The organism is Nonomuraea cypriaca (assembly GCF_015645445.1).
GTDB classification, from domain to species: domain Bacteria; phylum Actinomycetota; class Actinomycetes; order Streptosporangiales; family Streptosporangiaceae; genus Nonomuraea; species Nonomuraea cypriaca.
Genome location: NZ_JADOGI010000004.1, coordinates 49886 through 72264, shown reverse-complemented (window position 1 = coordinate 72264; position 22379 = coordinate 49886). Strand labels below are relative to the sequence as shown.

General features: G+C 68.8%; 21 protein-coding genes. 14 read left to right on the top strand and 7 right to left on the bottom strand.

All coding sequences use genetic code 11. From position 1 onward, the window contains the following. Positions 1–3: 3 nt before the first annotated feature. The 8 genes from ITP53_RS02560 (at position 4) to ITP53_RS61685 (ending at position 10131) form a co-directional block, all read left to right on the top strand. Positions 4–771: an RraA family protein gene (locus ITP53_RS02560; RefSeq protein WP_195893632.1), complete on the top strand. Its 768-nt coding sequence runs from the start codon at positions 4–6 to the stop codon at positions 769–771. Beyond that, on the top strand, positions 768–2594 hold the full coding sequence (locus ITP53_RS60035) for a right-handed parallel beta-helix repeat-containing protein (RefSeq protein ID WP_195893631.1): 1827 nt from the start codon (positions 768–770) through the stop codon (positions 2592–2594). The genes ITP53_RS02560 and ITP53_RS60035 overlap by 4 nt, the downstream gene beginning before the upstream one ends. Next, positions 2591–4390, top strand: a complete 1800-nt coding sequence (locus ITP53_RS60030; RefSeq protein ID WP_195893630.1) for a right-handed parallel beta-helix repeat-containing protein — start codon at positions 2591–2593, stop codon at positions 4388–4390. Before ITP53_RS60035 ends, ITP53_RS60030 begins: the two co-directional genes overlap by 4 nt. Before the next feature lie 262 nt (positions 4391–4652). Next, positions 4653–7565: a glycosyl hydrolase gene (locus ITP53_RS02545; protein ID WP_207755450.1), complete on the top strand. Its 2913-nt coding sequence runs from the start codon at positions 4653–4655 to the stop codon at positions 7563–7565. 214 nt (positions 7566–7779) lie between these two features. After that, on the top strand, positions 7780–8133 hold the full coding sequence (locus ITP53_RS02540) for a type II toxin-antitoxin system RelE/ParE family toxin (protein WP_195893672.1): 354 nt from the start codon (positions 7780–7782) through the stop codon (positions 8131–8133). A 2-nt stretch (positions 8134–8135) separates the two neighbouring features. Continuing rightward, the gene (locus tag ITP53_RS02535; RefSeq protein ID WP_195893629.1) at positions 8136–8486 is read left to right on the top strand and encodes a helix-turn-helix domain-containing protein; all 351 of its coding nucleotides are present in this window, start codon (positions 8136–8138) and stop codon (positions 8484–8486) included. Between the two features lie 185 nt (positions 8487–8671). Further along, positions 8672–10030 carry an L-lactate MFS transporter gene (locus ITP53_RS02530; RefSeq protein ID WP_195893628.1) on the top strand — a complete coding sequence of 453 codons (1359 nt, stop codon included), beginning with the start codon at positions 8672–8674 and terminating at the stop codon, positions 10028–10030. Further along, positions 10027–10131 carry an MFS transporter small subunit gene (locus ITP53_RS61685; RefSeq protein WP_456238090.1) on the top strand — a complete coding sequence of 35 codons (105 nt, stop codon included), beginning with the start codon at positions 10027–10029 and terminating at the stop codon, positions 10129–10131. Before ITP53_RS02530 ends, ITP53_RS61685 begins: the two co-directional genes overlap by 4 nt. Positions 10132–10213: 82 nt before the next feature. Here the strand turns inward: ITP53_RS61685 and ITP53_RS02525 are convergent, their stop codons facing one another. The 5 genes from ITP53_RS02525 to ITP53_RS02505 all read right to left on the bottom strand — a co-directional run bounded on the left by ITP53_RS02525 (position 10214) and on the right by ITP53_RS02505 (position 14002). Beyond that, positions 10214–10675 carry a hypothetical protein gene (locus ITP53_RS02525; RefSeq protein WP_195893627.1) on the bottom strand — a complete coding sequence of 154 codons (462 nt, stop codon included), beginning with the start codon at positions 10673–10675 and terminating at the stop codon, positions 10214–10216. Between the two features lie 224 nt (positions 10676–10899). Then, the gene (locus ITP53_RS02520; protein ID WP_195893626.1) at positions 10900–11562 is read right to left on the bottom strand and encodes a dihydrofolate reductase family protein; all 663 of its coding nucleotides are present in this window, start codon (positions 11560–11562) and stop codon (positions 10900–10902) included. Between the two features lie 145 nt (positions 11563–11707). Beyond that, positions 11708–12058 (bottom strand): ArsR/SmtB family transcription factor, encoded by a 351-nt coding sequence (locus ITP53_RS02515; protein ID WP_195893625.1) that lies wholly within the window; start codon positions 12056–12058, stop codon positions 11708–11710. Then, positions 12055–12552, bottom strand: coding sequence for an SRPBCC family protein (locus tag ITP53_RS02510; protein ID WP_207755449.1), 498 nt, complete (start codon positions 12550–12552; stop codon positions 12055–12057). Before ITP53_RS02510 ends, ITP53_RS02515 begins: the two co-directional genes overlap by 4 nt. 232 nt (positions 12553–12784) lie before the next feature. Beyond that, positions 12785–14002 carry a serine hydrolase domain-containing protein gene (locus ITP53_RS02505; protein WP_195893623.1) on the bottom strand — a complete coding sequence of 406 codons (1218 nt, stop codon included), beginning with the start codon at positions 14000–14002 and terminating at the stop codon, positions 12785–12787. A gap of 423 nt (positions 14003–14425) precedes the next feature. On the opposite strand from ITP53_RS02505, the gene ITP53_RS02500 reads away from it, so the two are divergent. After that, positions 14426–15349, top strand: coding sequence for an endonuclease/exonuclease/phosphatase family protein (locus tag ITP53_RS02500; RefSeq protein WP_195893622.1), 924 nt, complete (start codon positions 14426–14428; stop codon positions 15347–15349). 31 nt (positions 15350–15380) lie between these two features. Here ITP53_RS02500 and ITP53_RS02495 read toward each other — a convergent pair whose 3' ends face one another. Then, positions 15381–16547 (bottom strand): S41 family peptidase, encoded by a 1167-nt coding sequence (locus ITP53_RS02495; RefSeq protein ID WP_195893621.1) that lies wholly within the window; start codon positions 16545–16547, stop codon positions 15381–15383. 505 nt (positions 16548–17052) lie between these two features. On the opposite strand from ITP53_RS02495, the gene ITP53_RS02490 reads away from it, so the two are divergent. Then, the gene (locus tag ITP53_RS02490) at positions 17053–17235 is read left to right on the top strand and encodes a hypothetical protein (RefSeq protein ID WP_195893620.1); all 183 of its coding nucleotides are present in this window, start codon (positions 17053–17055) and stop codon (positions 17233–17235) included. Positions 17236–17290: 55 nt separating this feature from the next. Here ITP53_RS02490 and ITP53_RS02485 read toward each other — a convergent pair whose 3' ends face one another. Further along, a complete protein-coding gene (locus ITP53_RS02485) occupies positions 17291–17764 on the bottom strand; it encodes a GNAT family N-acetyltransferase (protein WP_195893619.1) in 474 nt (157 codons plus the stop codon). A 322-nt stretch (positions 17765–18086) separates the two neighbouring features. Here ITP53_RS02485 and ITP53_RS02480 point away from each other — a divergent pair, with 322 nt between their 5' ends. The 4 genes from ITP53_RS02480 to ITP53_RS02465 all read left to right on the top strand — a co-directional run bounded on the left by ITP53_RS02480 (position 18087) and on the right by ITP53_RS02465 (position 22379). Next, on the top strand, positions 18087–19967 hold the full coding sequence (locus ITP53_RS02480; protein WP_195893618.1) for a calcineurin-like phosphoesterase C-terminal domain-containing protein: 1881 nt from the start codon (positions 18087–18089) through the stop codon (positions 19965–19967). A 168-nt stretch (positions 19968–20135) separates the two neighbouring features. Next, positions 20136–20468, top strand: a complete 333-nt coding sequence (locus tag ITP53_RS02475; RefSeq protein WP_195893617.1) for an ArsR/SmtB family transcription factor — start codon at positions 20136–20138, stop codon at positions 20466–20468. Positions 20469–20534: 66 nt separating this feature from the next. Then, positions 20535–20924, top strand: a complete 390-nt coding sequence (locus tag ITP53_RS55785) for an LLM class oxidoreductase (protein ID WP_207755448.1) — start codon at positions 20535–20537, stop codon at positions 20922–20924. A gap of 9 nt (positions 20925–20933) precedes the next feature. Further along, positions 20934–22379: a pectinesterase family protein gene (locus ITP53_RS02465; RefSeq protein WP_195893616.1), complete on the top strand. Its 1446-nt coding sequence runs from the start codon at positions 20934–20936 to the stop codon at positions 22377–22379.

The window sequence follows — 22379 nt, the reverse complement described above, 5'->3', positions numbered from 1 at the left end:
TTCATGGACGACGCCATCTGGGATCTTCCCGTTCGCGGGCCGCTGCCCGCCGAACCCGATCCCGTCCTCGTGGCGGGGCTGTCGCGGGTCAGCTCGGCCACCGCCTGCGCCAAGCTGCACGGGCAGGGCATCAGGCGGACCTTCGTCGAGGGACCTCGTCCCATCGCGCCTGGACAGAAGATCGCCGGCCGGGTCCGCACGCTGCAGTTCATGCCGCAGCGCGAGGACATCGCGTCCGGACTCGGCCAGGAGTACGTCGAGCGGCACACCGCGCTGTGGGCCGTCCTGGAGGCGATCGAGCCGGGCGACGTGCTGGTCGTGCAGGCGTACGGCAGCGCCTACACCGGCTGCTTCGGCGACATGCTGGTCCGCTACTTCAAGCGCAGGGGCGGCGCGGGCATCGTCGTGGACGGCCGGATCAGGGACCTGCCCAGGGTGAGCGGCGTCGGGTTGCCGATCTGGTGCACGGGCGCGACCCCGCACTACGCCTCGCAGGCCGAGCTGTTCCCGTGGGCGTACGACGTGCCGGTGGCCGTCGGCGGGACGCTCGCGCTGCCCGGCGACCTGGCCGTGGCGGACGACGACGGCGCCGTGATCGTGCCGCGCAGGCGCGCCCAGTCCGTGCTGGACGCCGCCGCCGACCACGAGCAGTGGGAGCGCTACAGCCGCGCCCGCATCGAGGAGGGCGGGGCGCTTTCCGACTATTACCCACTCACCCCCGAGACCCGCGCCGAGTACGAGCGGTGGCGGGATGTAAAGGAGAGCCAGTGATCCTCAGGTCTGTCGGCGCGATCGTCTTACTCATCGGCGGATTAACGAACCCGGCCCCGGCGGTGGCCGGACGCGGCTGCGACTACTACGTCTCCCCCTCAGGCAGCGACAGCGGCGACGGCAGCTCCCGTAGCCCGTGGAAGTCCATCGAGCAGGCCCGCGACCAGCTCCGGGCCAAGAAGCGGCACCAGAACTGCGACATCGTGGTCAACGTCAAGGCCGGCGACTACGTGGTCGACAAGACCATCGAGTTCACCGACGCCGACTCCGGCCAGAACGGCCACAAGATCACCTACCGCAGTGCGGACGGGCCGGGCAAGGCCCGCCTGCTCGGCGCCAAGCCGCTCACCGGCTGGCAGAAGTACAAGGACGACATCTACAAGACCAAGGTCGACCGGAGCTTCTACACGCTGTTCGAGGACGGAAAGCGCGCCACCACCGCCCGCTACCCGAACCGGACCAGCGACGACCTGTGGTCGCCCTACCTGTTCTCGGTGCTCGGCGAGCCGGAGAAGGAGGCGGTGCACCAGTGGCTCTACTTCAAGCCTGAGGACGTGCCCGTCGAATGGGACGCCGACTTCGACGAGAACGCCCAGGTCGTGGTCTGGTCGGGCGGCTCGTGGAGCTGGTTCACCGACACCGTGCCGCTGGGCGGCGCCGACTTCCGCAAGAACTTCTTCACCCTCGACCACTGGGCCCGCTACTCGTTCGTCAACAGCCGCAGCGGCTCGCGTTACTTCCTGCAGAACACGCTGCGCTTCCTCGACCAGCCCGGTGAGTACTACTTCGACTTCGCCAACAGCGAGGTCTACTACTGGCCGAAGGGCTCGATCGACAAGGTCGTGGCCCCGACCGTGAAGACGATCCTCTCGCTCAAGGGCACGAGCCCCGAGAAGCGCGTCCAGAACCTCGCCTTCGACGGGCTGGCGCTGCAGTACAGCGACTTCGTCGATTGGTACCGCGCCGGGTGGATCAGCGAGGGCGACTCGGGCTACGAGCACGAGTATCCCGTGTACGACCGGCAGATCGAGATGCCGCGCAACCGGTTCGGCATGGTCACGGTGACGAACTCGCGGGACATCGACCTGACCGGGCTGCGCCTGTCGGACAGCGGGTACATGGGCATCTACCTGCTGTTCGCGAACGAGCGGGTCAAGGTGGCCGACAGCCTGCTGGAGAACATCGGCGCCGACGGCATCAAGGTCGAGGGCGGATACCCGGGCGAGGGGGATATTTCCGGACATCACACGATCACGAATAACTACATCTACCACGTCGGCGAGCTCGTACCCGGCGACGCGTCCGGCATCGAGCTGATGAGCACGGGCAACAACGAGATCAGCCACATCGCGGTGAAGCACAGCGCCCGCTACGGCATCAGCCTCGAAGTGCGTCCCGAGATCGCGGACGAGGACAACTACGCCCGCAACAACCGGTTCTCCTACATCCGCATCGACGAGGCCGGCCTGGACAGCGGCGACATGGGCGCCTTCTACACCTACGGGGTCAACAACACCGAGCCGCACGACGTGGACAACCACGTCTCCCAGATGGTGATCGGGGACGTCATCAACGACCCCGCCGGGGCGATGCCGGACAGCGGCACGCGGGGCGTCCACATGGACGCCGGCGGCTGCGGCTTCACCTTCGACAACATCGAGGTCGGCGAGGTCAGCGACGACAAGTACCAGAGCTACCAGTGCAACGAGGTCACGAACGCCAACTGGGCTGACGGCTTCGACGCCTCGAAGATGGAGTACGACAAGATCGGCGTGACGGGCGCGTTCCCGTACCCGCTGCCGGAAGCGCAGGTGACGCGGTGAAGGTCCTCGGCACGGCGTTGATCACGCTCGCGGCGCTCCTCGTCGCCCCCACCGCCGGCGCGGCCGCGCCGTGCGAGCCCGTCGAGTTCTACGTCGCCACGGACGGCGCGGACAGCGGCCCCGGCAACGCGCGGCGGCCGTGGAAGACCATCGAGCACGCCCGCGACCAGCTCCGGGCCAAGAAGCGGCACCAGAACTGCGACATCGTGGTCAACGTCAAGGCCGGCGACTACGTGGTCGACAAGACCATCGAGTTCACCGACGCCGACTCCGGCCAGAACGGCCACAAGATCACCTACCGCAGCGCGGACGGACCCGGCAAGGCGCGCCTGCTCGGCGCCAAGCCGGTGACCGGCTGGGAGAAGTACAAGGGCGACATCTACAAGACCAAGGTCGACCGGAACTTCTACACGCTGTTCGAGGACGGAAAGCGCGCCACCACCGCCCGCTTCCCCAATCGCAGGGCCGACGACGTGTGGGCGCCGTACCTCACCTCCGTGCTCAAGGAGCCGGAGAAGGAGGCGGTGTACCAGTGGCTCTACTCCAACCCCGGCGACTGGGACAAGAGCTGGAACCTCGACAACGCCCAGGTGGTCGTCTGGTCGGGCGGCTCGTGGAGCTGGTTCACCGACACCGTCCCGATCCAGAACCCGTCGTGGGACGACAACCAGATCACCCTCGAACACTGGACGCGGTACGCCATGGTCAACAGCCGCGGCGGCTCGCGCTACTTCCTGCAGAACTCGCTGGACTTCCTCGACCAGCCCGGTGAGTACTTCTTCGACTTCGACAAGAGCGAGGTCTACTACTGGCCGAAGGGCTCGATCGACAAGGTCATGGCCCCGACGGTCAAGACGATCCTGTCGCTCGCGGGCAGCAGCCCCGGGCAGCGGGTGCGTAATCTCTCCTTCGACGGACTGGCGCTGCAGTACAGCGACTTCGTGAGCTGGTACCGCAACGGCTGGATCAGCGCCGGCGACGCCGGCGACCCGCACAAGTACCCCGAGTACGACCGGCAGATCGAGATGCCGCGCAACCGGTTCGGCGCGGTGACGCTGACCAACACCCGCGACATCGACCTGACCAGGCTGCGCATCTCGGACACCGGCTTCACCGCCGTCTACCTGCTGTTCGCCAACGAGCGGGTCAGGGTGTCCGACAGCCTGCTGGAGAACGTCGGCGCCGACGGCATCAAGGTCGAGGGCGGCTACCCCGGCGAGGGCGACCTCACCGGGCATCACACCTTCACGAACAACTACATCGACCACATCGGTGAGCTCGTCCCCGGCGACGCGGCCGGGGTCGAGCTGATGAACACCGGCAACAACGAGATCAGCCACACCGTCGTCAGGCACAGCGCCCGCTACGGCATCAGCCTGGAGGTCCGTCCCGAGGTCAAGGACGGCGAGGGGTACGCGCATGGCAACGTGTTCAAGTATCTCCGGATCGAGGAGGCGGGCCTGGACAGCGGCGACATGGGCGCCTTCTACACCTACGGCGTCGACAACGCCGAGCCGCATCCGATCAGCAACACCGTCTCCCAGGTCGTCGTCGGAGACGTCATCCCCGACGCGTCGATGCCCGACAGCGGCACCCGAGGGGTCCACATGGACGCCGGCGGCTGCGGCTTCGCCTTCGACAACATCGAGGTCGGCGAGGTCACCGACGACAAGTACCAGAGCTACCAGTGCAACGAGGTCACGAACGCCAACTGGGCTGACGGCTTCGACGCCTCGAAGATGGAGTACGACAAGATCGGCGTGACGGGCGCCTTCCCGTACCCGATCCCGAGTTAGCCCGCGCCCGCGGGCGAGGGTCCAACCCCTCTCCCGCGGGCGCGTCCCATCCGTATCCGCCTTCCTTCCCGGGCGGGGCCCTCCGCTCGGGAGCGCGTCCCATCCGCATCCGCCTTTCTCCCCGGGCGGGGCCCTCCGCTCGGGAGCGCGTCCCATCCGCATCCGCCTTTCTCCCCGGGCGGGGCCCTCCGCTCAGGAGCGCGTCCCATCCGCATCGCGCCCGGGCGGCCCGCGTCCGGGGCACGGCCTCTGGAGCACCCCCGTGAACGATCCGACCCGCCGAGGCTTCCTCTACCTGGGCACCGCGACGACCGCGCTCGCCCTCACCGGCCTGCCCGCCTTCGCCGCCGGCCCGTCCGCTTCCTGGTTCGCGCGGCCGGCCCGATCGGCCGGGCCGATGGTGCGCTGGTGGTGGCCGGACGGCCACGTCGATCCCGCCGAGATCAGGCGCGAGGTCGACCAGCTCGCCGCCGCCGGGTTCGGCGGCGCGGAGATCGCCGCCGTGCACCACAGCATCCGCGACAAGTCCGTGCTGGACCCGGCCGGGCACGGCTGGGGCACGCCCGCCTGGAACGCCGGCGTCGAGGCGGCCCTCGACCAGGCCGCCAGGCGCGGGCTCTCGATCGACCTCACCATCGGCCCCTCCTGGCCGGCGGCGCTCCCCACGATCAACCCCGACAACCCGGCGGCGGCCAAGGAGCTGGCCCACGGCTCGGCCACGGTCACCCCCGGCGCCACCTTCTCCGGCCCGGTGCCGCCGCCCGCCATCTCCTCGGCGTCCACGCCCACGTTGCTGCTGGTCCAGGCGGCCAGGATCGAGCCCGCCCACTCCACCGGCGACGAGACCGGCCTCGACCCCGCCTCCGTACGCGACCTGACCAGCCTGGTGACCGGCGGGACCATCACGTGGACCGCGCCCGCCAGCGGCGAGTGGGTGCTGATCGCCTACTGGGAACGCGGCTCCGGCCAGCGCCCGGAGTCCGGCCCGCACACCGCGCCCGAGGCGTACGTCGTCGACCACTTCAGCCGCGCGGGCACCCAGGCGGTGATCGACTACTGGGAGTCCGGGCTGCTCACCCCCGCCGTCCGCAAGCTGCTGCGGCGCTCGGGCGGCGCGTTGTTCGAGGACTCCATCGAGATCGAGACCGACGCGCTGCAGTGGACGCCCGGGATGGTGGAGGAGTTCGGGCGGCGGCGAGGGTACGACCTCGCGCCCTTCCTGCCGGTGATCCTGCTGTCGGAGGAGGACCCGGTCTTCACCTACGAGGCCGTCCTGACCAGGCACGCCCGCAAGGACTATTGGGACACGGTCTCGGAGCTGTTCAACGAGCACCACTTCACCACGCTGCGTGACTGGGCGCACTCGCTCGGCCTGCGGTTACGCGCGCAGCCGTACGGCCTGCAGACCGACGCGATCGCCGCCGCGGCCATCCTCGACGTGCCCGAGGGCGAGTCGCTCGGGTTCAAGAACCTCGACGACTACCGCTGCCTGGCCGGGGGCCGGGACCTGGCGGGGCACGCGTTGCTGTCCAGCGAGGCGGGGGCGTACCAGGGCGGGGCGTACACCACGACCTGGAAGAAGCTGCTGACCACCATGGGCGGCGCGTACGCGGCTGGGCTCAACCAGACGGTCCTGCACGGCTTCTCGTACGCCACCGCCCCCGGCGCCGCCTGGCCCGGCTTCGCCGCCTTCACCCCGTACAACGGCACGGCGGGCTATTCGGAGTCGTGGGGGCCACGCCAGCCCACCTGGGACCACATCACCGATATTTCCGGATATTTCGCGAGAATTCATGCGGTTGTGCGGCAAGGTCGGCCACGGGTGGACGTGGCCGTGTTGCGGCAGACCGGGTACACCAAGACCGGCATCGGCGCCTCCTGGTTCACCGCGAGCGGCGTCCCCACCGGCTGGACCCACCAGTTCGTCAGCGGCCCCCTGCTCGACCTGCCGTCCGCCACGGTCGCGGACGGCCGCCTGGCGGGGCCGGCGTACAAGGCGCTGTTCGTGGAGGGCGACCGCTTCTACTCCTCCGAATGCACGATGACCGTGGCGGTGGCCGAGCGGCTGCTGTCGTACGCGCGGGCCGGCCTGCCCATCGTGCTGCTCGGCGCGTGGCGGACGGCCTCGGTGCCCGGCGTCGGCGAGAGCGACCGGCTCCGGGCGATCGTGGCCGACCTGCTGGCCGAGCCCACGGTACGGATGGTCGCCGCCCAGGCAGACGTCCCCACCGCACTGGCCGCCCTCGGCGTGCGCCCCGACGTCCGGTACGCCACCGCCTCCACCCTGCTCACCATGCGGCGCGTGGACGGTGACGTCGACTACTACTACCTGTGCAACGGCCGCCACGGCGAGAACGTCAAGCCGCCCGTGGCCCCCATCGACCACGAGGTCACGCTGGCGCGCACGTCAGGGGACGGCGTCCCGTACCTGCTGGACCCGTGGACCGGCCGGGCCGAGCGGATCGCGGTGTACACGGAGGAGTCCGACGGGATCCGGCTGCGGGTGGCGTTGCGGCCGGGTCAGGCCCGGATCGTCGCCATCGGCCGCCCCGGCCTCTTCGGCGACCGTACGGGCAGGCCGCCGCACGCCACAGCCACCTCCGCCGACCTCGTACGGTTCGCCGACGGCGCCCTGCTGATCCGCGCCACCGGTGCGGGCACCTACACCACCGCCCTCTCCGACGGCCGGACCGTCACCACGGCCATCGACTCGGTGCCCGCCCCCGTCCCGCTGTCCTCATGGCGGCTACGGGTGGAGGATCGGCGGCCCGGCACACCGGTCACGCACGACCTGAGGCTGGACCGGCTCGCCCCCTGGCCGGACATCCCCGAACTGGCCGACGTGTCGGGCGTCGGCACGTACACGACGACGGTGCACCTGACGGGTTCGGGCGCGTACCTGGAGCTGGGCGAGGTGACGGACACCTGCCGAGTACGCGTCAACGGCCGCGACCTCGACCCGGTGGACCAGCTCCACCCGGTCCTGGACCTCGGCCCGCACCTCCGGCGCGGGACCAACACCATCGAGGTCGAGGTCGCCACCCCCCTCGGCAACCGCCTCAGGGTCGCGGACCCGGCGGTCTACGGCGGCCTGACCCGGCAGCCGTACGGACTCGTCGGCCCGGTCAGGCTGGTGCCGTACAAGGAGAAGCGAGTCACCCGGCCTGGCCTCTGAACGGAGGACACCAGAGCATAGTGCCCCGAGGTCTGGCGTTGGAAGGAGTCTCACGGACCACGCTCGGCCAGGCCTCGCTAGACGGCGGAGTTGGGTGAGCACACTTTGACTACTCCATGAATTCAACCGACTTCACCCTGTGGTCCCCGCCGGGGAAGTAGCATGGCCCGAAACTTAAGGCTATCCTTGAATCTGGGAGAATCGCTTGGCGTGGATGGTGAAGGTCACGGACGAATACGCCTCCTGGTTCCGTGTGTTGATCAAAGAGGATCTCGAGTCCGCGATCCAGGTCGCACAGGCCGTTGCGGCCCTGCGTGCGGAGGGACCGACGTTGGGCAGGCCGCTCGTCGACCGCCTCGCGGGGAGCAAACTGCACCACCTGAAGGAGTTGCGTCCGGGATCGAGAGGCCGCTCGGAGATCAGGGTGATTTTCGCGTTCGACCCCACCAGAGCCGCGTTGCTGCTACTCGGGGGTGACAAGGCGGGCAACTGGGAGCGGTGGTACAAGGAGAACATCCCGCTGGCTGAACAGCTTTACACCTTCTACACCAGCGATAGCGAGGAGTGAACATGCCGCAGAGGACGCCAGGAGACTGGGAAGACCTAGAGCAGGAGTTGCACTCTGCTGGAGTTGCCCCGGCAGAGATCGAGGCGGGAGCACGACGCCTGCTCGCCGAGGCGAGGGGCCATCAACTGGCCGAAGCTCGAAAGGAGCGCGGCTTGGGACAAAAAGACATTGCGGCGATCATGGATGTGAGTGTCGCCCGAGTTTCGCAGATCGAACACGGCGAGGTGGCCTCTATCGAGGTCATCGCTCGTTATGTCGAGGCACTGGGCGCACACCTCGACTTGGTCGTCGACTTCGGCGACCGGACCTTGCGACTGCCTGTCACCGAGAGGCCGATGAACAGCGCAGCCTGACACCTCATCGGCGCTCACCGTCAGCGGATCAAACCCGGGTTCATCGATCGCCGTAGCCCATGGTCCGGCCCTGGTCGCTCAGGCGAGAGCCGTTCGCCGACGAGATGAGACCGCTCGGCGTATGGATCCGAGATACTGCATACCGTATGTGGTACCCGTGACACGTGGCAGACAGTACGAGATTCGTGAGTCCCGCAGGATTCCTCAGCCGCTCCCGTACCGTGGCGGCGCCCACCTGGAGCCGGTGGCTGGTGCCCCCGGCCGCGTTGTCCGTGCACCTGGCCATCGGGCAGGCGTACGCGTGGAGCGTCTTCAAACCCGCACTCGAGTCCTCGCTCCATCTGTCGGGCACCCAGAGCGCCCTGCCGTTCCAGCTCGGCATCGTCATGCTCGGCCTGTCGGCGGCCTTCGGCGGCACCCTCGTGGAGCGCAACGGGCCTCGGTGGGCGATGTTCTGGTCGATGACCTGCTTCTCCTCCGGCTTCCTGCTGTCCGCACTCGGCGTGGCCACCGGACAGTACTGGCTGGTCGTCCTGGGCTACGGGTTCGTGGGCGGGATCGGGCTGGGCATCGGCTACATCTCACCGGTGTCCACGCTGATCAAGTGGTTCCCTGACCGGCCGGGCATGGCCACCGGCATCGCGATCATGGGGTTCGGCGGCGGGGCGCTCATCGCCTCGCCGTGGTCGACGCAGATGCTGGACTCCTTCGGCACGGACACGACGGGCATCGCGACGACCTTCCTCGTGCACGGCGTGGTCTACGCGGTCTTCATGTTCATGGGGGTGCTGCTCATACGGGTGCCGCCGGAAGGCTGGACGCCACCCGGCTGGAAACCGGCGGAGGTGGCGGCCCGGCCACTGATCACCATGGCGGACGTCTCGGCGCGCAACGCCATCCGCACGCCGCAGTTCTACTTCCTGTGGGTCGTGCTGTGCTGCAACGTCACCGCCGGCATCGGCATCCTGGAGAAGGCCTCGCCGATGATCCAGGACTTCTTCTCCGGCACGGCGACGCCGGTCGCGCTGGGGGCGGCGGGGGGCTTCGTCGCGCTGCTGTCGCTGGCGAACATGGCCGGCCGCTTCGTCTGGTCGTCCACCTCGGACGTGATAGGTCGCAAGAACATGTACCGCGTCTACCTGGGCGCCGGAGCGCTGCTGTACCTCGCGATCGCGCTGCTGGGCGACAACTCCAAGCCGCTGTTCATCCTGTGCGCGCTGGGCATCCTGTCCTTCTACGGCGGCGGGTTCGCGACGGTGCCCGCGTACCTGAAGGACCTGTTCGGCACGTACGAGGTCGGCGCGATCCACGGCCGCCTGCTCACCGCCTGGTCCACCGCCGGCGTGCTGGGCCCGCTGATCGTCAACGCGATCGCCGACGCGCAGAAGGCCGCGGGCCAGTCTGGGCCCGCGCTTTATACGACGTCGCTGTTCATCATGATCGGGCTGCTCGCGGTGGGCTTCCTCGCCAACGAGCTGATCCGGCCGGTGCACGAGAGATATCACGAACGGCGCCCGTCGCCGGTGGCGGAGGAGGTCCGATGAACCGGCGTACCGGTCTGTTGGTGCTGACGTGGGCCTGGGTGGGATTGCCCTTCGCGTACGGCGTGTACGAGCTGCTGTTGAGGCTCGCCCAGCTGTTCTGAGCCCGACCAGGTGGTCCGGCCCGCGACGTGGCACTCCCCGAATGCCACGGTTCGCGGACCGGACGATCACCTGAGGTGCGGCTCAGGGCATCTTGTACTCGGCCGCCTTTCCGCAATAACTGATCCCGATCGGCGTGTTGCTGAATCTGCACACCCGCACGACCACACGATCCATGGCGGTGACCCCGTTCGCGTCGGAGAGTCCGAAGGAGAGCGGGACCGTGCCGTTGTCCGCCTTGACGGTCTCCGTGTCGACGAGGAGATCGCTCTTGTACGCGCTGAACGTCGCCCGCGAGTGCAGTTCGTCCTTGGCGCAGGGCGAGAACCCGGCGTCGTCGACCAGCGTGCCCTCGACCTGGACGATCGGCCTGATGACGGGTCCTTCTCTCCAGTCCAGCGTCCCTTCGGTGACCCCGCGGCCGCACGGGTCTCCGGAGTCGGCGTAGAACTTCACCGCCGCCTGAGCCGCCGCCACCGCGGGTTGAGCCGCCAGGAGACCCGCGGCGAGCACGACGCCCAGCGCCGGCCAAGCACGTAAACGCATGGCATCGACCTTCCGTGTGTGAGGGTGGATCCGGCCCTCATCGTGGACCACCACCGCGCGGGGTGCCAGCCCTGCCATCACAACCGGCCGAGCGGCTCTGTTGTGGCCGGCGCCTCGGCAGAGCCTTCGAGGTGCGTGCGCCGTCCGTGAACCGAACTGACACACGATCCCCTTCCGCATGAAAGTTTCACGCCTGTACGGGGTGGGACCGCGCCCGTGGAGGCCTAGAGACCGGCCCGCCGGCTGAACGTGTCCCGCACCACGCCGTCGACCTGTTCGAGCCCGGCCGCTCCGTACCGGGGGCGACCGGCCGGCCGGTAGACGCCCACCATGGTGCCGCTCGCGGTGCTCCTGCGGTCGACGAGCGTGAGCGCGGTCGGCATGACGCCCTCCGGGAACAGGCGCCGGCCGCTGCCGAGGATGACCGGAGAGATGTACAGGCGGTACTCGTCGACCAGGGCGTGGGCCATGAGCGTGCGGACGAGCTCTCCGCTGCCGTGAACCTGCAGCTCATCGCCGGGGAGACGCTTGAGCTCCGCCACCGCGTCGGCGACGTCGCCGTTGACCAGCGTGGAGCCGTCCCAGTCGAGGTGGCCGAGGGTCGTGGACACGACGTACTTGGGCCGGCCGTTCAGTCTCGCCGCGACCACGTCACGCTCGTCGGTGACCTTCGGCCAATGCTCCGCGAAGATCTCGTACGTCCGGCGCCCGAGCAGAAAGGCGTCGGCCGCCCCGAACCACTCGCCGACCAACCTGCCGAGATCCTCATCGATGTACGGCGCCTGCCAGCCTCCCTGCTCGAAGCCACCACGCCGATCCTCGTCGGGCAGCCCCGGGGCCTGCATGACGCCGTCAAGGGTCAGGTAAGCGGTCACGGTCAGTCGCATGACGTGTCTTCTCTCTCCGGTGGCCGGTATCGTCACCCGGTCAGACCGCGAGACGCCGCAAAACTCATCGCCGCATCATCAGAGGGACGGCGAGACGCGCGCTGCGAGCGAACAACAGGCAGTCCTCTCCTACCCTGACGAACGGTTAGCGGGTCGCCCGTCGAGGGCTACGGCCGCGACTCTTTTCATCGTCGGGCAACGCGTCAAGATGGCGTTCAAGCGCGTCAAGCCGGTCACTCCACAGTCTCCGGTATGGCGTGAGCCAGGTGTCGATGTCCAGCAGCGGTTCCGGCCGCAACCGGTACCACCGGCGTTGGGCCTCTTTGCGTACCTCGACCAGGCCAGCCTCGCGGAGCACCTTGAGGTGCTTGGAGACCGTCGGCTGGGTGAGCGCCAGCCGGTCGACCAGGTCTCCGGCCATGCGTTCACCGTCGCGCAGCAGGTCGAGGATGTCGCGTCGCCTGGGCTCGGCAAGCACCTCGAAGGCGGTCTTCATGCCGCGTCGAAAGCGCGCTCGTACGTGGCCTGCAGGTCCTGTCCCGCCGAAGGGCCGGTTCGGCGGCCGTTCAGCAGTTCCTCCAGCGCGTCCATCCCGGCGTGCCAGCCGGCGCCCAGCGGGGCCGCGGCCTCGCGGTCGTCGAAGATGTCGGTGAAGACCAGCCGGCAGGCGGCGTCGCCGTCGGGCTCCAGCTCCCAGCGCAGGATCTCAGAGTCCCAGGTGTATTCCAGCAGGTGCGGTGGATCGACCCGCGTGATCTCGCCGTGGCCGGTGAGCGTCCCGCCGTGTTCGGCCTTGGAGTAGAAGACGAGCTTGGCACCGGGCGTGAGGCCGAATTGGGTCCGGTCGTAGTCGAGAATCTGGACGAACCACACACGCAGCTGATCGGTCTCGGTGATCGCGCGCCAGACCTTGGCTTGGGGGTGGCTCAGGCGGCGTTCGAACCGCAGGGCGAAGCGTCCGTCTTCGGTCTTGTGCAACGTTCCGAGCATCGTGACCCTCCTGCGTGGCGATGCCGGCACGAGGAGACCCGACAACGCGAATCCGACTCGCACGGCCAACCCTTTATTCCTACACATCTATATAGATGGATTGGAATATTGTCAAGGACACGTCGGCTCGTGACGGCCGGGCGCCGCATGCCAAATGGAGGCCTGCACAGGAGCATGCAGATCCGTGATGGACGACATCGCCGACGAAGTCACAGGACGGCTGCGACGACTTCTAGTTGGTGACGAGCCGACGTTCCATCCGGAGCATGGGCTTGGAGCCCTTCGCGCTGTCGTAATTGCCGAGGATCACCGACACGCAGTCCAGATCGGGATAGACGTTGTAGCTGTTGCCCGTGCCCGGACCACCACCGGTGTGGCCGAAAATGCGCTGGGAGTTGAAGATGCTGGTCGCGAACCCGTAGCCGTAGTGCGTGCATTGCAGCAGCGGGTCCGGCTCCTCATCGGAGGGCACGTCCGGTGCCTTGCCACTGGTGGCCAGCTCGGCGAACGCCTTCTTGAGCAGCGTGCCGTCCTCCCGCAACGCCATCACGAACTTCAGCAGCTCTCCAGCGGTGGAGAAGGCGCCGCCGGCGGGCAGGCCGACGAACTGGAACCTCTCGCTCGTCGTGAAGTCGTAGCGCTCGCCCTCACCGGTCTGGTTCCTGGTCGCGTAGCTGTGGGCGATGTCGTCCGCGGCCAGCACCTGCGGCCTGGTGTAGAAGTCCGTACGCTTCATGCCGGCCGGAGCGAACACGTTCTCACGCACGTAGTCGTAGTAGCTCTGCCCGGACACCTCGGCCACGATGGCGCCGAGCACGGTGAACCCGTCATTGCTGTACTGCCACTTCGTGCCCGGAGTGAACTGCAACGGCCGCGCACGGATGATCTTCAAGGTGCCCTCCCACACCTCCTCGACCGTGTCCCACGCCAGCTCCTCCGGATCAGGCGGCCCGATCTGGATCGGTGACCGGCCCACGCCCGACGTGTGGGTCAGCAACTGATGGACGGTCACCGTATCGGCGATCTCAGCCGGGAACCCGTCCAGGTAGGTGCCCAGCTTCGCCCTCAAGTCCACCTTGCCCTGCTGAACCAGCTGCAACAGCGCCGTGGCGGTGAAGGACTTGTTGATGGACCCGAGGATGAAGAGTGTGTCCGTCCGATTGCGAAGGGACTTTTCCTTGTCGGCCATGCCATAGGCCCGTTCCAGCACGGGCTTGCCGCCGTACGCCACCAGAATGGTGCCGGAGAACTCATCAGCTCTGGCTCGCTCGGCGACGTACCGGTCATACTCCCCACCGGGCCGCATGGCCTTCGGAACCCTGCCGTGCCGGGACGACTCAGCCGACGCGAGACCGGAACCCGCCACGACGGCACCGGCCGCCGCGACCGGCACAGCTCCCATCAAGCCCAGCACGGACCGCCGGGACGCCCCTGATCGTTGCCACTCCATGACCTGCCTCCTCTTACGCAACCGAGCGATGTCCCCCAGCGCCGACGGCGCGACTCGTTGGAGTGCAGCGGCTCTGGCCGTTCGGAGGAGATACAACAGAACATCGTGTTTCCTCAGCGTTACCGCCCTGTCCGTGGCGGCACTCAAGGAGGGAATGTTGAAGCGGACTTATAGCAACCGTACTTCTCTATCGTGCCGCCCTGCTGACGCACGCCGTGGTGGGCGGCACCCCAGCGGCGCTGCCGGCCAAGTCTCCCGACATGTTGCGCGCCGCCCGCCCCCTCTACCGGCTCAGGAAGCGCAGCCGTGACCGCTTCCTGAGCCAAGTGATGGGTCCGGCTCAAGCGGGCCATGGGCAACTTCGTCGTCGCCGACCTGCTGCCTAAAGCGAATCGAAAGCGCTCTTCTCTACGCTGCGGCCCCATGTTCGAACGAGCCAAACCCCTTTGGGCGGCAGCGGCCGTGGTGCTGGCCATGCCGCTTCTGTCCCTGCCCGCCGCCGCTGCGGCGTCGGAGCTCCGCGTCATCTCATGGAACATCTGCGGCGAGGCGGGCGGGCAACGTGGCGACGCCGGCTACTGCCCGTACCGCAATGAACCGGACAAGAAGGTGGAGCAGATCGCCGGCCTCGTGTCCCGGCACCAGGCCAACGTGGTGCTGCTCCAAGAGGTTTGCGGCATTGCCTCCGACAGCCACCTGGAGCTGTTGAAGGCGGCCCTCGGCCCCGACTGGTCCTTCGCCCGAGCCGACGGCGCACGCCCCGACGGCCGCGTCGACTGCCGTGGCTCGCTGTCGGGCAACCTCGGCCTCGGCATCGCGGTCAAGTCGCGGATCACCGGGACCACGGTCACGCAGACGCTGCCTTCCGACACCACGGGAAAGAGCAAGCAGACCCTGCCGACGCTGTGCGTACGCACGGCGAACTGGGCCGGCACCCGCATCTGCACCACCCACGTGCTCGCCGACCCCGCGGACCCACGCCGCCCTCAGCAGATCAGGAACATCAAGACCGCGGTGTCCGCAGGCGGCCTCGACGTGGTGCTCGGCGGCGACTTCAACCTGTTCCCCGGCTCGACGGACCTGCGGCCGCTGTCCGGCGCGTACGAGGAGTGCGACTCCAGCGGCGCGAAGCCCAACGAGGCCACCCACCACGCCTGGAGCAACGGGAAGCACGTCTACCGCAAGCGCGACCACATCTTCGCCACCAAGGCCGGCACGGGCAGGCGTTTCACCGCCTGTGACGCCGACCAGTCGCTCATGGACCGCACCGCGAACGAGCCGGACAGCGGCCCGCCGAACGGGTACTCCGACCATGCGCCGCTGATCGGCTACCTGCCAGGCGCGTGACACGGGAGCACGACGCAAGCGGCGCTGGCCCTCATTTCAGCAGAGTGAGCGCCTTGGCCAGGGCGGGATCACGGCCTGCGGCCAGATCGGCGGGGGTCATCGGGGCCTGGTGGCCGGCGGGGACGCCGATGGTGTTGATCAATTCCCGATTGGGGCCGAAGTGGTGGAGTGACGGCAGCTGCAGCGCGCTGCCGTCGTTCAGCGGGTACATGATTCCCGCGCCGGCCACCCAGCCCGCAGTCCGGGTGCCAACCAGCGGGGCGATGTCATGCCACTTGGCGGCGGCGCTGAAGTCGTCGCAGGCAGAGACACAGGCGCGGTCGACCAGCACGACGAGGGGGAGACCGAGCAGGGGAACGCTGTCGTCGGTGCGCGTGGGGACGCACTCGTCGTGGACGTCGCAGTGGTAGTTGATGATCCTGTCGTGGGCGAATGCGCCGAGCAGCCGGGCGACCTCCTCGGGCGATCCGCCGGTGTTCCCTCGCAGGTCCAGGACCAGTCCGCGGAGTTCTTCGTCCTCACGCAGCTGTTGCACCGCCGCCAGCGTGTCGTCGGCCGAGCCCTGGTAGAACCCGGGGAGTTCGACGTAGCCGATGTCGCCGTCCAACCGCTTGGCCGACGCCTCCAGCGAAGGCGGATCGAAAGGCCCAGGCTCGATCGACACCGTACGCTCGCGTCCGCTCGTCGGCTCCTTCAGCTTGAGCCGTACCGGCTCGCCGTCGGTAGCGTTCAGCCGGTTGATGACGCCCGTGGAAAGCAGCCCGCCGAGGAAGGGCGGCGCGCCGTCGACAGAGACGATCACGTCGCCGGGACGCACGCCCTCCTTGGCAGCCGGGCTGTTCTCGACCACGTCGGTCACGAACAGCGGCTCGGTGGCGGCCGGGTCGAGGTTCTCCCTGCGCGCTCCCGACACCGTGATGCCGAGTCCGCCTGCCTTCTCGCCCGGCTCAGGGCGCACCCACTTCGTGTGGTTGCTGTCGAGGCTCGTGACCATGCCGTTCATCACCGCCGCGGCGAGCCCCTGCTGTGTGTCAGCGTCCGCCTCTATCTGCTCGTAGACGTCGATGAACGCCTGCCAGTCGCGGTCGCGGTCGCCGCTCATGGGTGGCGTGGTGGCGTCCGATTGGTCCATGCCGCGCCGGTGGAGCTCCTGGGTGAAAGCGGCGAAGGCGGCGGCCACCAGGTCCCGGTGGTCCATTGCCGGGCCCGCGTAGAAGCGGGTGAGGATGCAGTCGTAGGCCTGCTTCAGCGTCTCAGGCGTAGTGGGCTTGAGCTCCTGCGACGGGCGCCCGGGGGTACAGGCCTCCGCCCGGACGGCGGCTGCCTGGGCCGGTTGGCTCGCGGGAGGCCCGACGCCGGCACGGCCCAGCCCGAGAGCAGCAGAGCGCTCGCCACCCCGGCCGACGCCACGGCGCCGCGCCGCGTCCCGGATATCCCCCGGATGCGTTGTGTGATCTTCATGGCCGGTATCATCACGGCAGGCGTGTTTCCGGGACGTTTCCGTTTCTGGCGCACACCTGACTGGGGCACCGCTATCGTGCGCGCCCCGCAAGGAGGCTCTCCCATGGTCGTTTGGCTTCGGCGACCCGGACCCACGGGCTTTCGGTGACGCGATCGCCCATCGCCGACTTCACCGTCCGGCGAATGTGAGCCAGGCCGCCCGCCGCGCACAGTTCGTACACCGTTGGTACGCACTCGCAGATGTGGCGCGGGCTCGTGCCAAGGGGCGGTCCGCACAGGCCTACGTGCTGGGCCTGCTGGTGGCGAACGCGCGCCGTTCCCGCAACGTCGACCTCATCGCGCAGTTCGAGGGGCGTGACGACGGCATGCGCAGCGATGCGGGGCAGACCGCGGAGTTCGTACGCCAGGCACGAAGCGAGCGGTAAGGGCAGAGCGGCATGGCCGGACCCGCGGCAGGTCAATGACGGGAGCCAGAGCGCGTCATAGCGGGGTGGTCCACCACTCGGACGCGATCGAGAGGCCGGCCAGGCGAAGCGCGTCGCGTTTCGCCTCGTCCGCGTGGCCGCACACCACCACGACCTGGGCCGCGCCTTGCCGGCGGGCCTCCTCCGTGACGGCGCGTAGCAGATCGACGCCGATCGTGGTCCAGTCACGGTCGTCCACGACCGCGTAGTCGTCGAGTGTGCACGTCGGCCCGCCGGGGTCGTACACCGGGGGCGAGGGCACGAGGGAACCGATCGCGAACCCGGCGAAACGGTCTTCTCGTTCGGCCACCCGGCAGATGGCGCTCGGCTCGCTCACCAGTGTGGCGAGGAAGGCGGCGTGGCGGGCCTCGGCGTCGGCCGTCCGGCGCCAGAAGACCGGCTGGTGAACTTCGTACCTTTCACGGCGCCGGGACATCAGCGCGGCTATCGCCGCCACGTCCCCGGACGAGGCGGCCCGGATGGCGGGCATGATCCGTACACTAGGCCGACCGCCCGACGTCGTCTATGGGGGGTGCGGACACGCGCCCCCTGCCGCGAAAGCAGGGCGGCATCAGAGCCTCCCGACCGCGAAGGCGAGGCGGCCTCGGAGCCCCGGCTGTCGCCACCGACTGCGAGAGCGGCCTTGGCCCGGCGCTGCGCGCCGCGCGGAATCCGGAGCGCCAGGTCACCGGCGGGCCGATCCCCATACGGCTGACGTTCTCCCGCGCAGGGGCCGCCGTTCAGCTCTCTCGGAAAAGATCGTTCCGCTGGCCACGACGGCCGCGCCGAACGACTCATGGAGAACATACTTGATGTTGAGTTCCCCCCGAGCACGCGCAAAAGTCCGCCTCGCCCTCGCCTTGACCGCCCTGGCCGCCGGCTCCGCCGCGGCGATCGTCCCCGCCACCGCCGCCGTGGCGAGCCCCTCGTCGGACGCCTGGAACGAGACCGCCTACCGCGGCCAGGTCGAGGTCGTCCGCACCACGGACGGCCCGGCCGACCCCTCAGTCCTGACCGGTACCGTCTTCGTCGACCGCGACCGTGACAGCGTCAACGACAGGAACGAGCGCGGCCTGCGCGGCGTCGTCGTGTCCAACGGGCGTGACGTGGTGACCACCGACTCCCGCGGGCGCTACCGGCTTCCCGTCTACGACAACATGACGGTGTTCATCACCCAGCCGTCCGGCTACCAGGTGCCGGTGGACGCGTCCAACATCGCGCAGTTCCACTACAACCACCTCCCCGAGGGCTCACCCGAGCTGCGCTACGGCGGCATCGAGCCCACCGGGCCCCTCCCGGACGCGGTGAACTTCCCCCTGGTGCAGAGCAACCCCGCCAAGTCTCAGGAGCAGCACTGCGTGATCGCGGGCGACCTGCAGCCCTACAACAAGACGGAGGTCGGGTACGCCCGCGAAGGCGCGATCAACGACCTCGCGCAACGCCACGACTACCAGGGCTGCGGCACCCTCTTCATCGGTGACGTCGTCGGTGACGACCTGTCGCTCTACCCCGACGTGAAGGAGCTCACGGGCCTGACCAACGGGCCGGCCCGGTTCCTGCCCGGCAACCACGATCTCGACTACGACGCCGAGACCGCCGAGCACTCGTTCGACACCTTCCGCGCCCAGCTCGCACCCGCGTACTACTCCTACGACGTCGGCGACGTGCACGTCCTGGCGCTGAACACGGTGCGCTACCCGTGCACCCCCGACGTCGACAACGCGGACGGCCGCCGGCCGCAGTGCGACGACCCGGCGGAGAAGCCGGCGTACAACGGCAGGCTCGGCGACGACCAGCTCGCGTGGCTGGAGCGGGACCTGGCCAAGGTCGGCCGCGACAAGCTCATCGTGGTCGCCAGCCACATCTCCCTGCTGAACTGGGCCGACGAGGGCAGCCCGATCCACAACGTCGACCAGGTCCGCGAGGTGCACGACCTGCTGAACGGCCGCAAGGCCGTCGCCGTCTCCGGGCACAGCCACTCGATCGAGAACATGAAGACCGGCGACCTCGCCCAGGGCTGGCGCGACCTCTTCGGCGTCGAAGGGCTGCCGTTCCCGCACATCACGGCGGGCGCGATCTCCGGCGACTGGTACTCGGGCGAGCTGACCGAGGACGGCTACCCCGTCGCGGTCGGACGCGACGGCGGCATGCCCGGCCTGCTCACCCTCGACGTCAAGGGCAACTCGTTCAAAGAGCGGTACACGGTGACCGGCAAGGATGACGAGGTGCAGACGCAGCTCGGCATCAACAGCCCGGCCTACCGCGAGTGGTACGCCGCTCGGCAGGCCTGGAACGAGGACCAGCAGGGCGAGGCGCCGGAACCGGGCGACCCGAACGTCGTGGACCGCGAAGATCTGACCGGGCGCACCTGGCTCACCACCAACTTCTGGATGGGCTCCACCGGCTCCACGGTCAAGGTCAAGATCGACGGCGACCCGGAGCGCGAGGCCACCCGCACCCAGGAGCTCCGGGGTGAGGACCAGCTGGTCGGGCCCGAGTGGTCCGACCCGCACGCCGCCGCACAGCAGTTGCTCAGCGACGCCAGCCTCGCGGACCGGTCGATGCACCTCTGGCGGTTCGAGCTGCCCGCCGACCTCGCCGCGGGCGAGCACAGCGCCGAGGTCACCGCGACCGACTCCTACGGCCGCAGGTTCACCGACGAGCTGCGCTTCCAGGTCGTCGAACAGCGGTAACGAATTTCCCACCGTTTTGGCCGTTGAGGCCTTTGGGGCCGCCACCGCATCGGGTGGCGGCCCCAGCGCGTCCTGACGCCCCGATCGATCATGGTTCGGTCCTTCTCAGGTACGACTGACTGATATCGAAGTACTTCGAATCTTCGATGACGACCTATGCTCTGGTCCATGGCGGAACCTGCACGCATGACCGATTCCGACCTCACTGAGGCGTTGCGTGCGCTGGCGAACCCGACGCGGTTGCGGCTGCTGTCGTGGTTACGCGAGCCCGAGCGCCACTTCTCGCTGGAGGGGGCGATGGCCGACCCGGTGGAGGTCGGGGTGTGCGTGAGCCACATCCAGGCCAAGGTGGGGCTCGCGCAGTCGACGGTGTCGGCGTACATGGCCGAGCTGCAGCGGGCGGGTTTGGTACGCGCCACACGTGTGGGCAAGTGGACCCACTACAGACGCGATGAGCAGCGCATCGCCCAGCTCGTCGCCACGCTCGGGCAGACGTTGTAGAGCGCCGAGGCGATGTCCTCCCTGCGCGAGATGGCCGATGTGCGTGCCATATCGTAAATCTGCGAGATGGACGCGGTGGAGACGGTCAATCCCGCGCCGAAGGGCGCGTTGCGCCGCATCCCGGCCGCGTACGGGCCCAAGATGCTCGAACTGGCTCGCGACCGGGCCGCCGGCGCGCAGACCTACCACGTCAACGTGGCGCACACCGCGCAGGCGCGGGACATCCTCGGTCTCGACGCGTTCCTGGCCGTCGAACATCCGGTGCTGTTCGAGTCCGATCCCGGCAAGGCCCGGGCCATCGCGCGGGCCGGGAGGCGTTCGAGAGACGCTTCCCCCTGGCCGGGAGGCGCTGCCGTGTCATCGCGCCTTTCACACCCATGGCGGCGAACGCCGGTCTTGACCGACCTTGTTGTGGCGTACATATTTATTCAAAGCCAACTATCCATTCGCTGCTGAGAGGTGGATGTGAAGGCAACCATCACGGTGCTCGTCGCGGCGGCTGCGCTCGCCTTATGCCCGGCGACGGCCCACGCGACGGCAGGTGCGGGAGCGCGGTTCGCGGTGCCCGGGACCGGTAGCGGGACCTGCGTCGACGCGCCCCTGACGATCACTTTCCCTGACCCGCCGACCCTGGGCGAGACCGGCGCGATCGAGGTGCGCCGCGCGGACGGCGGCCTCGCCGACCGCGTCGAGGCCGCCACCGCCAGGACCGACAGGAAGAACATCGGCGCGGCCGTCTCCGACACGGGACTGCCGCACGACTTCTCGTACGAATCGATCATGATCGACGGCGACACCGCCACCGTCTACCCGCATCACCGGCTCGAGTACGGCCAGGACTACTACGTCACCGTCGACCCCGGCGTCTTCACCGGGTTCGACGGCGTCCAGGACCCGAAGACCTGGCGGTTCACGACGAAGAAGGCCGCCAAGAGACAGCCGCGCCACCTGACGGTGTCCGCCGCGGGCACCGGCGACTTCTGCACCGTGCAGGGTGCCGTCGACGCCGTCCCGACCGGCAACGAGACGCCGGTGACGATCGACGTGCGGCCCGGCGTCTACACCGAGATGGTGTACGTACGCGAGGACCGCCCGCACATCACCGTCCGAGGCGCCGGCGCGCGGCGGACCGTGATCCAGTACCCCAACAACGACCTGCGCAACGGCGACAAGGCGCTGAGCGACGGCGGCCCGGCGGACGTGTGCCCGCGACGCGTGCTGGCGGAATCCGACCTGCACAACTGCTGGCGGGCGATGTTCGGCGTCGACGCGGCCGACTTCCGGATGAGCGACATCACGCTGCACAACACGACGGCGGACGGCGGCTCGCAGGCCGAGGCGTTCCGGGGCAACAACGAGCGCATCGCGCTGGAGCGGGTGCGCCTGCGCAGCTTCCAGGACACCCTGCGTCTGCAGGGCAAGGGATTCGTGACCGACAGCCACATCAGCGGCGACACCGACTTCGTCTGGGGCACGGGCACGGTGTTCATCCAGGACTCGGTGCTGGAGTCCACGGACGCCGGCTACATCGCGCAGAGCCGCAACGACGCGACCCGGCCCGGGACGGTGTTCGTGCGGACGAAGCTGACGCGGGCGCCCGGGGTGCCCGACGGCTCGGTCGCGCTGAGCAGGAGCGCGGTGTGGCGGTTCACGCACAGTCAGGCGGTGTTCATCGACACGGCGATGGACTCCCACATCGATCCGGCCGGCTTCCAGATCGACCCGGACGACTGCGCGCAGGCCCAGTCGACGTCCTTCTGGGAGTACCGCAGCACCGACCTGACCGGCGAGCCGATCGACGTCTCGCAGCGGCTGGCCTGCTCGCGCCGGCTCACCGCCGCCGAGGCGGCGCAGTGGAGCGAACCCTCGTTCGTCCTGGGCGGCTGGGATCCCGAACCCGGTCGCGACTGA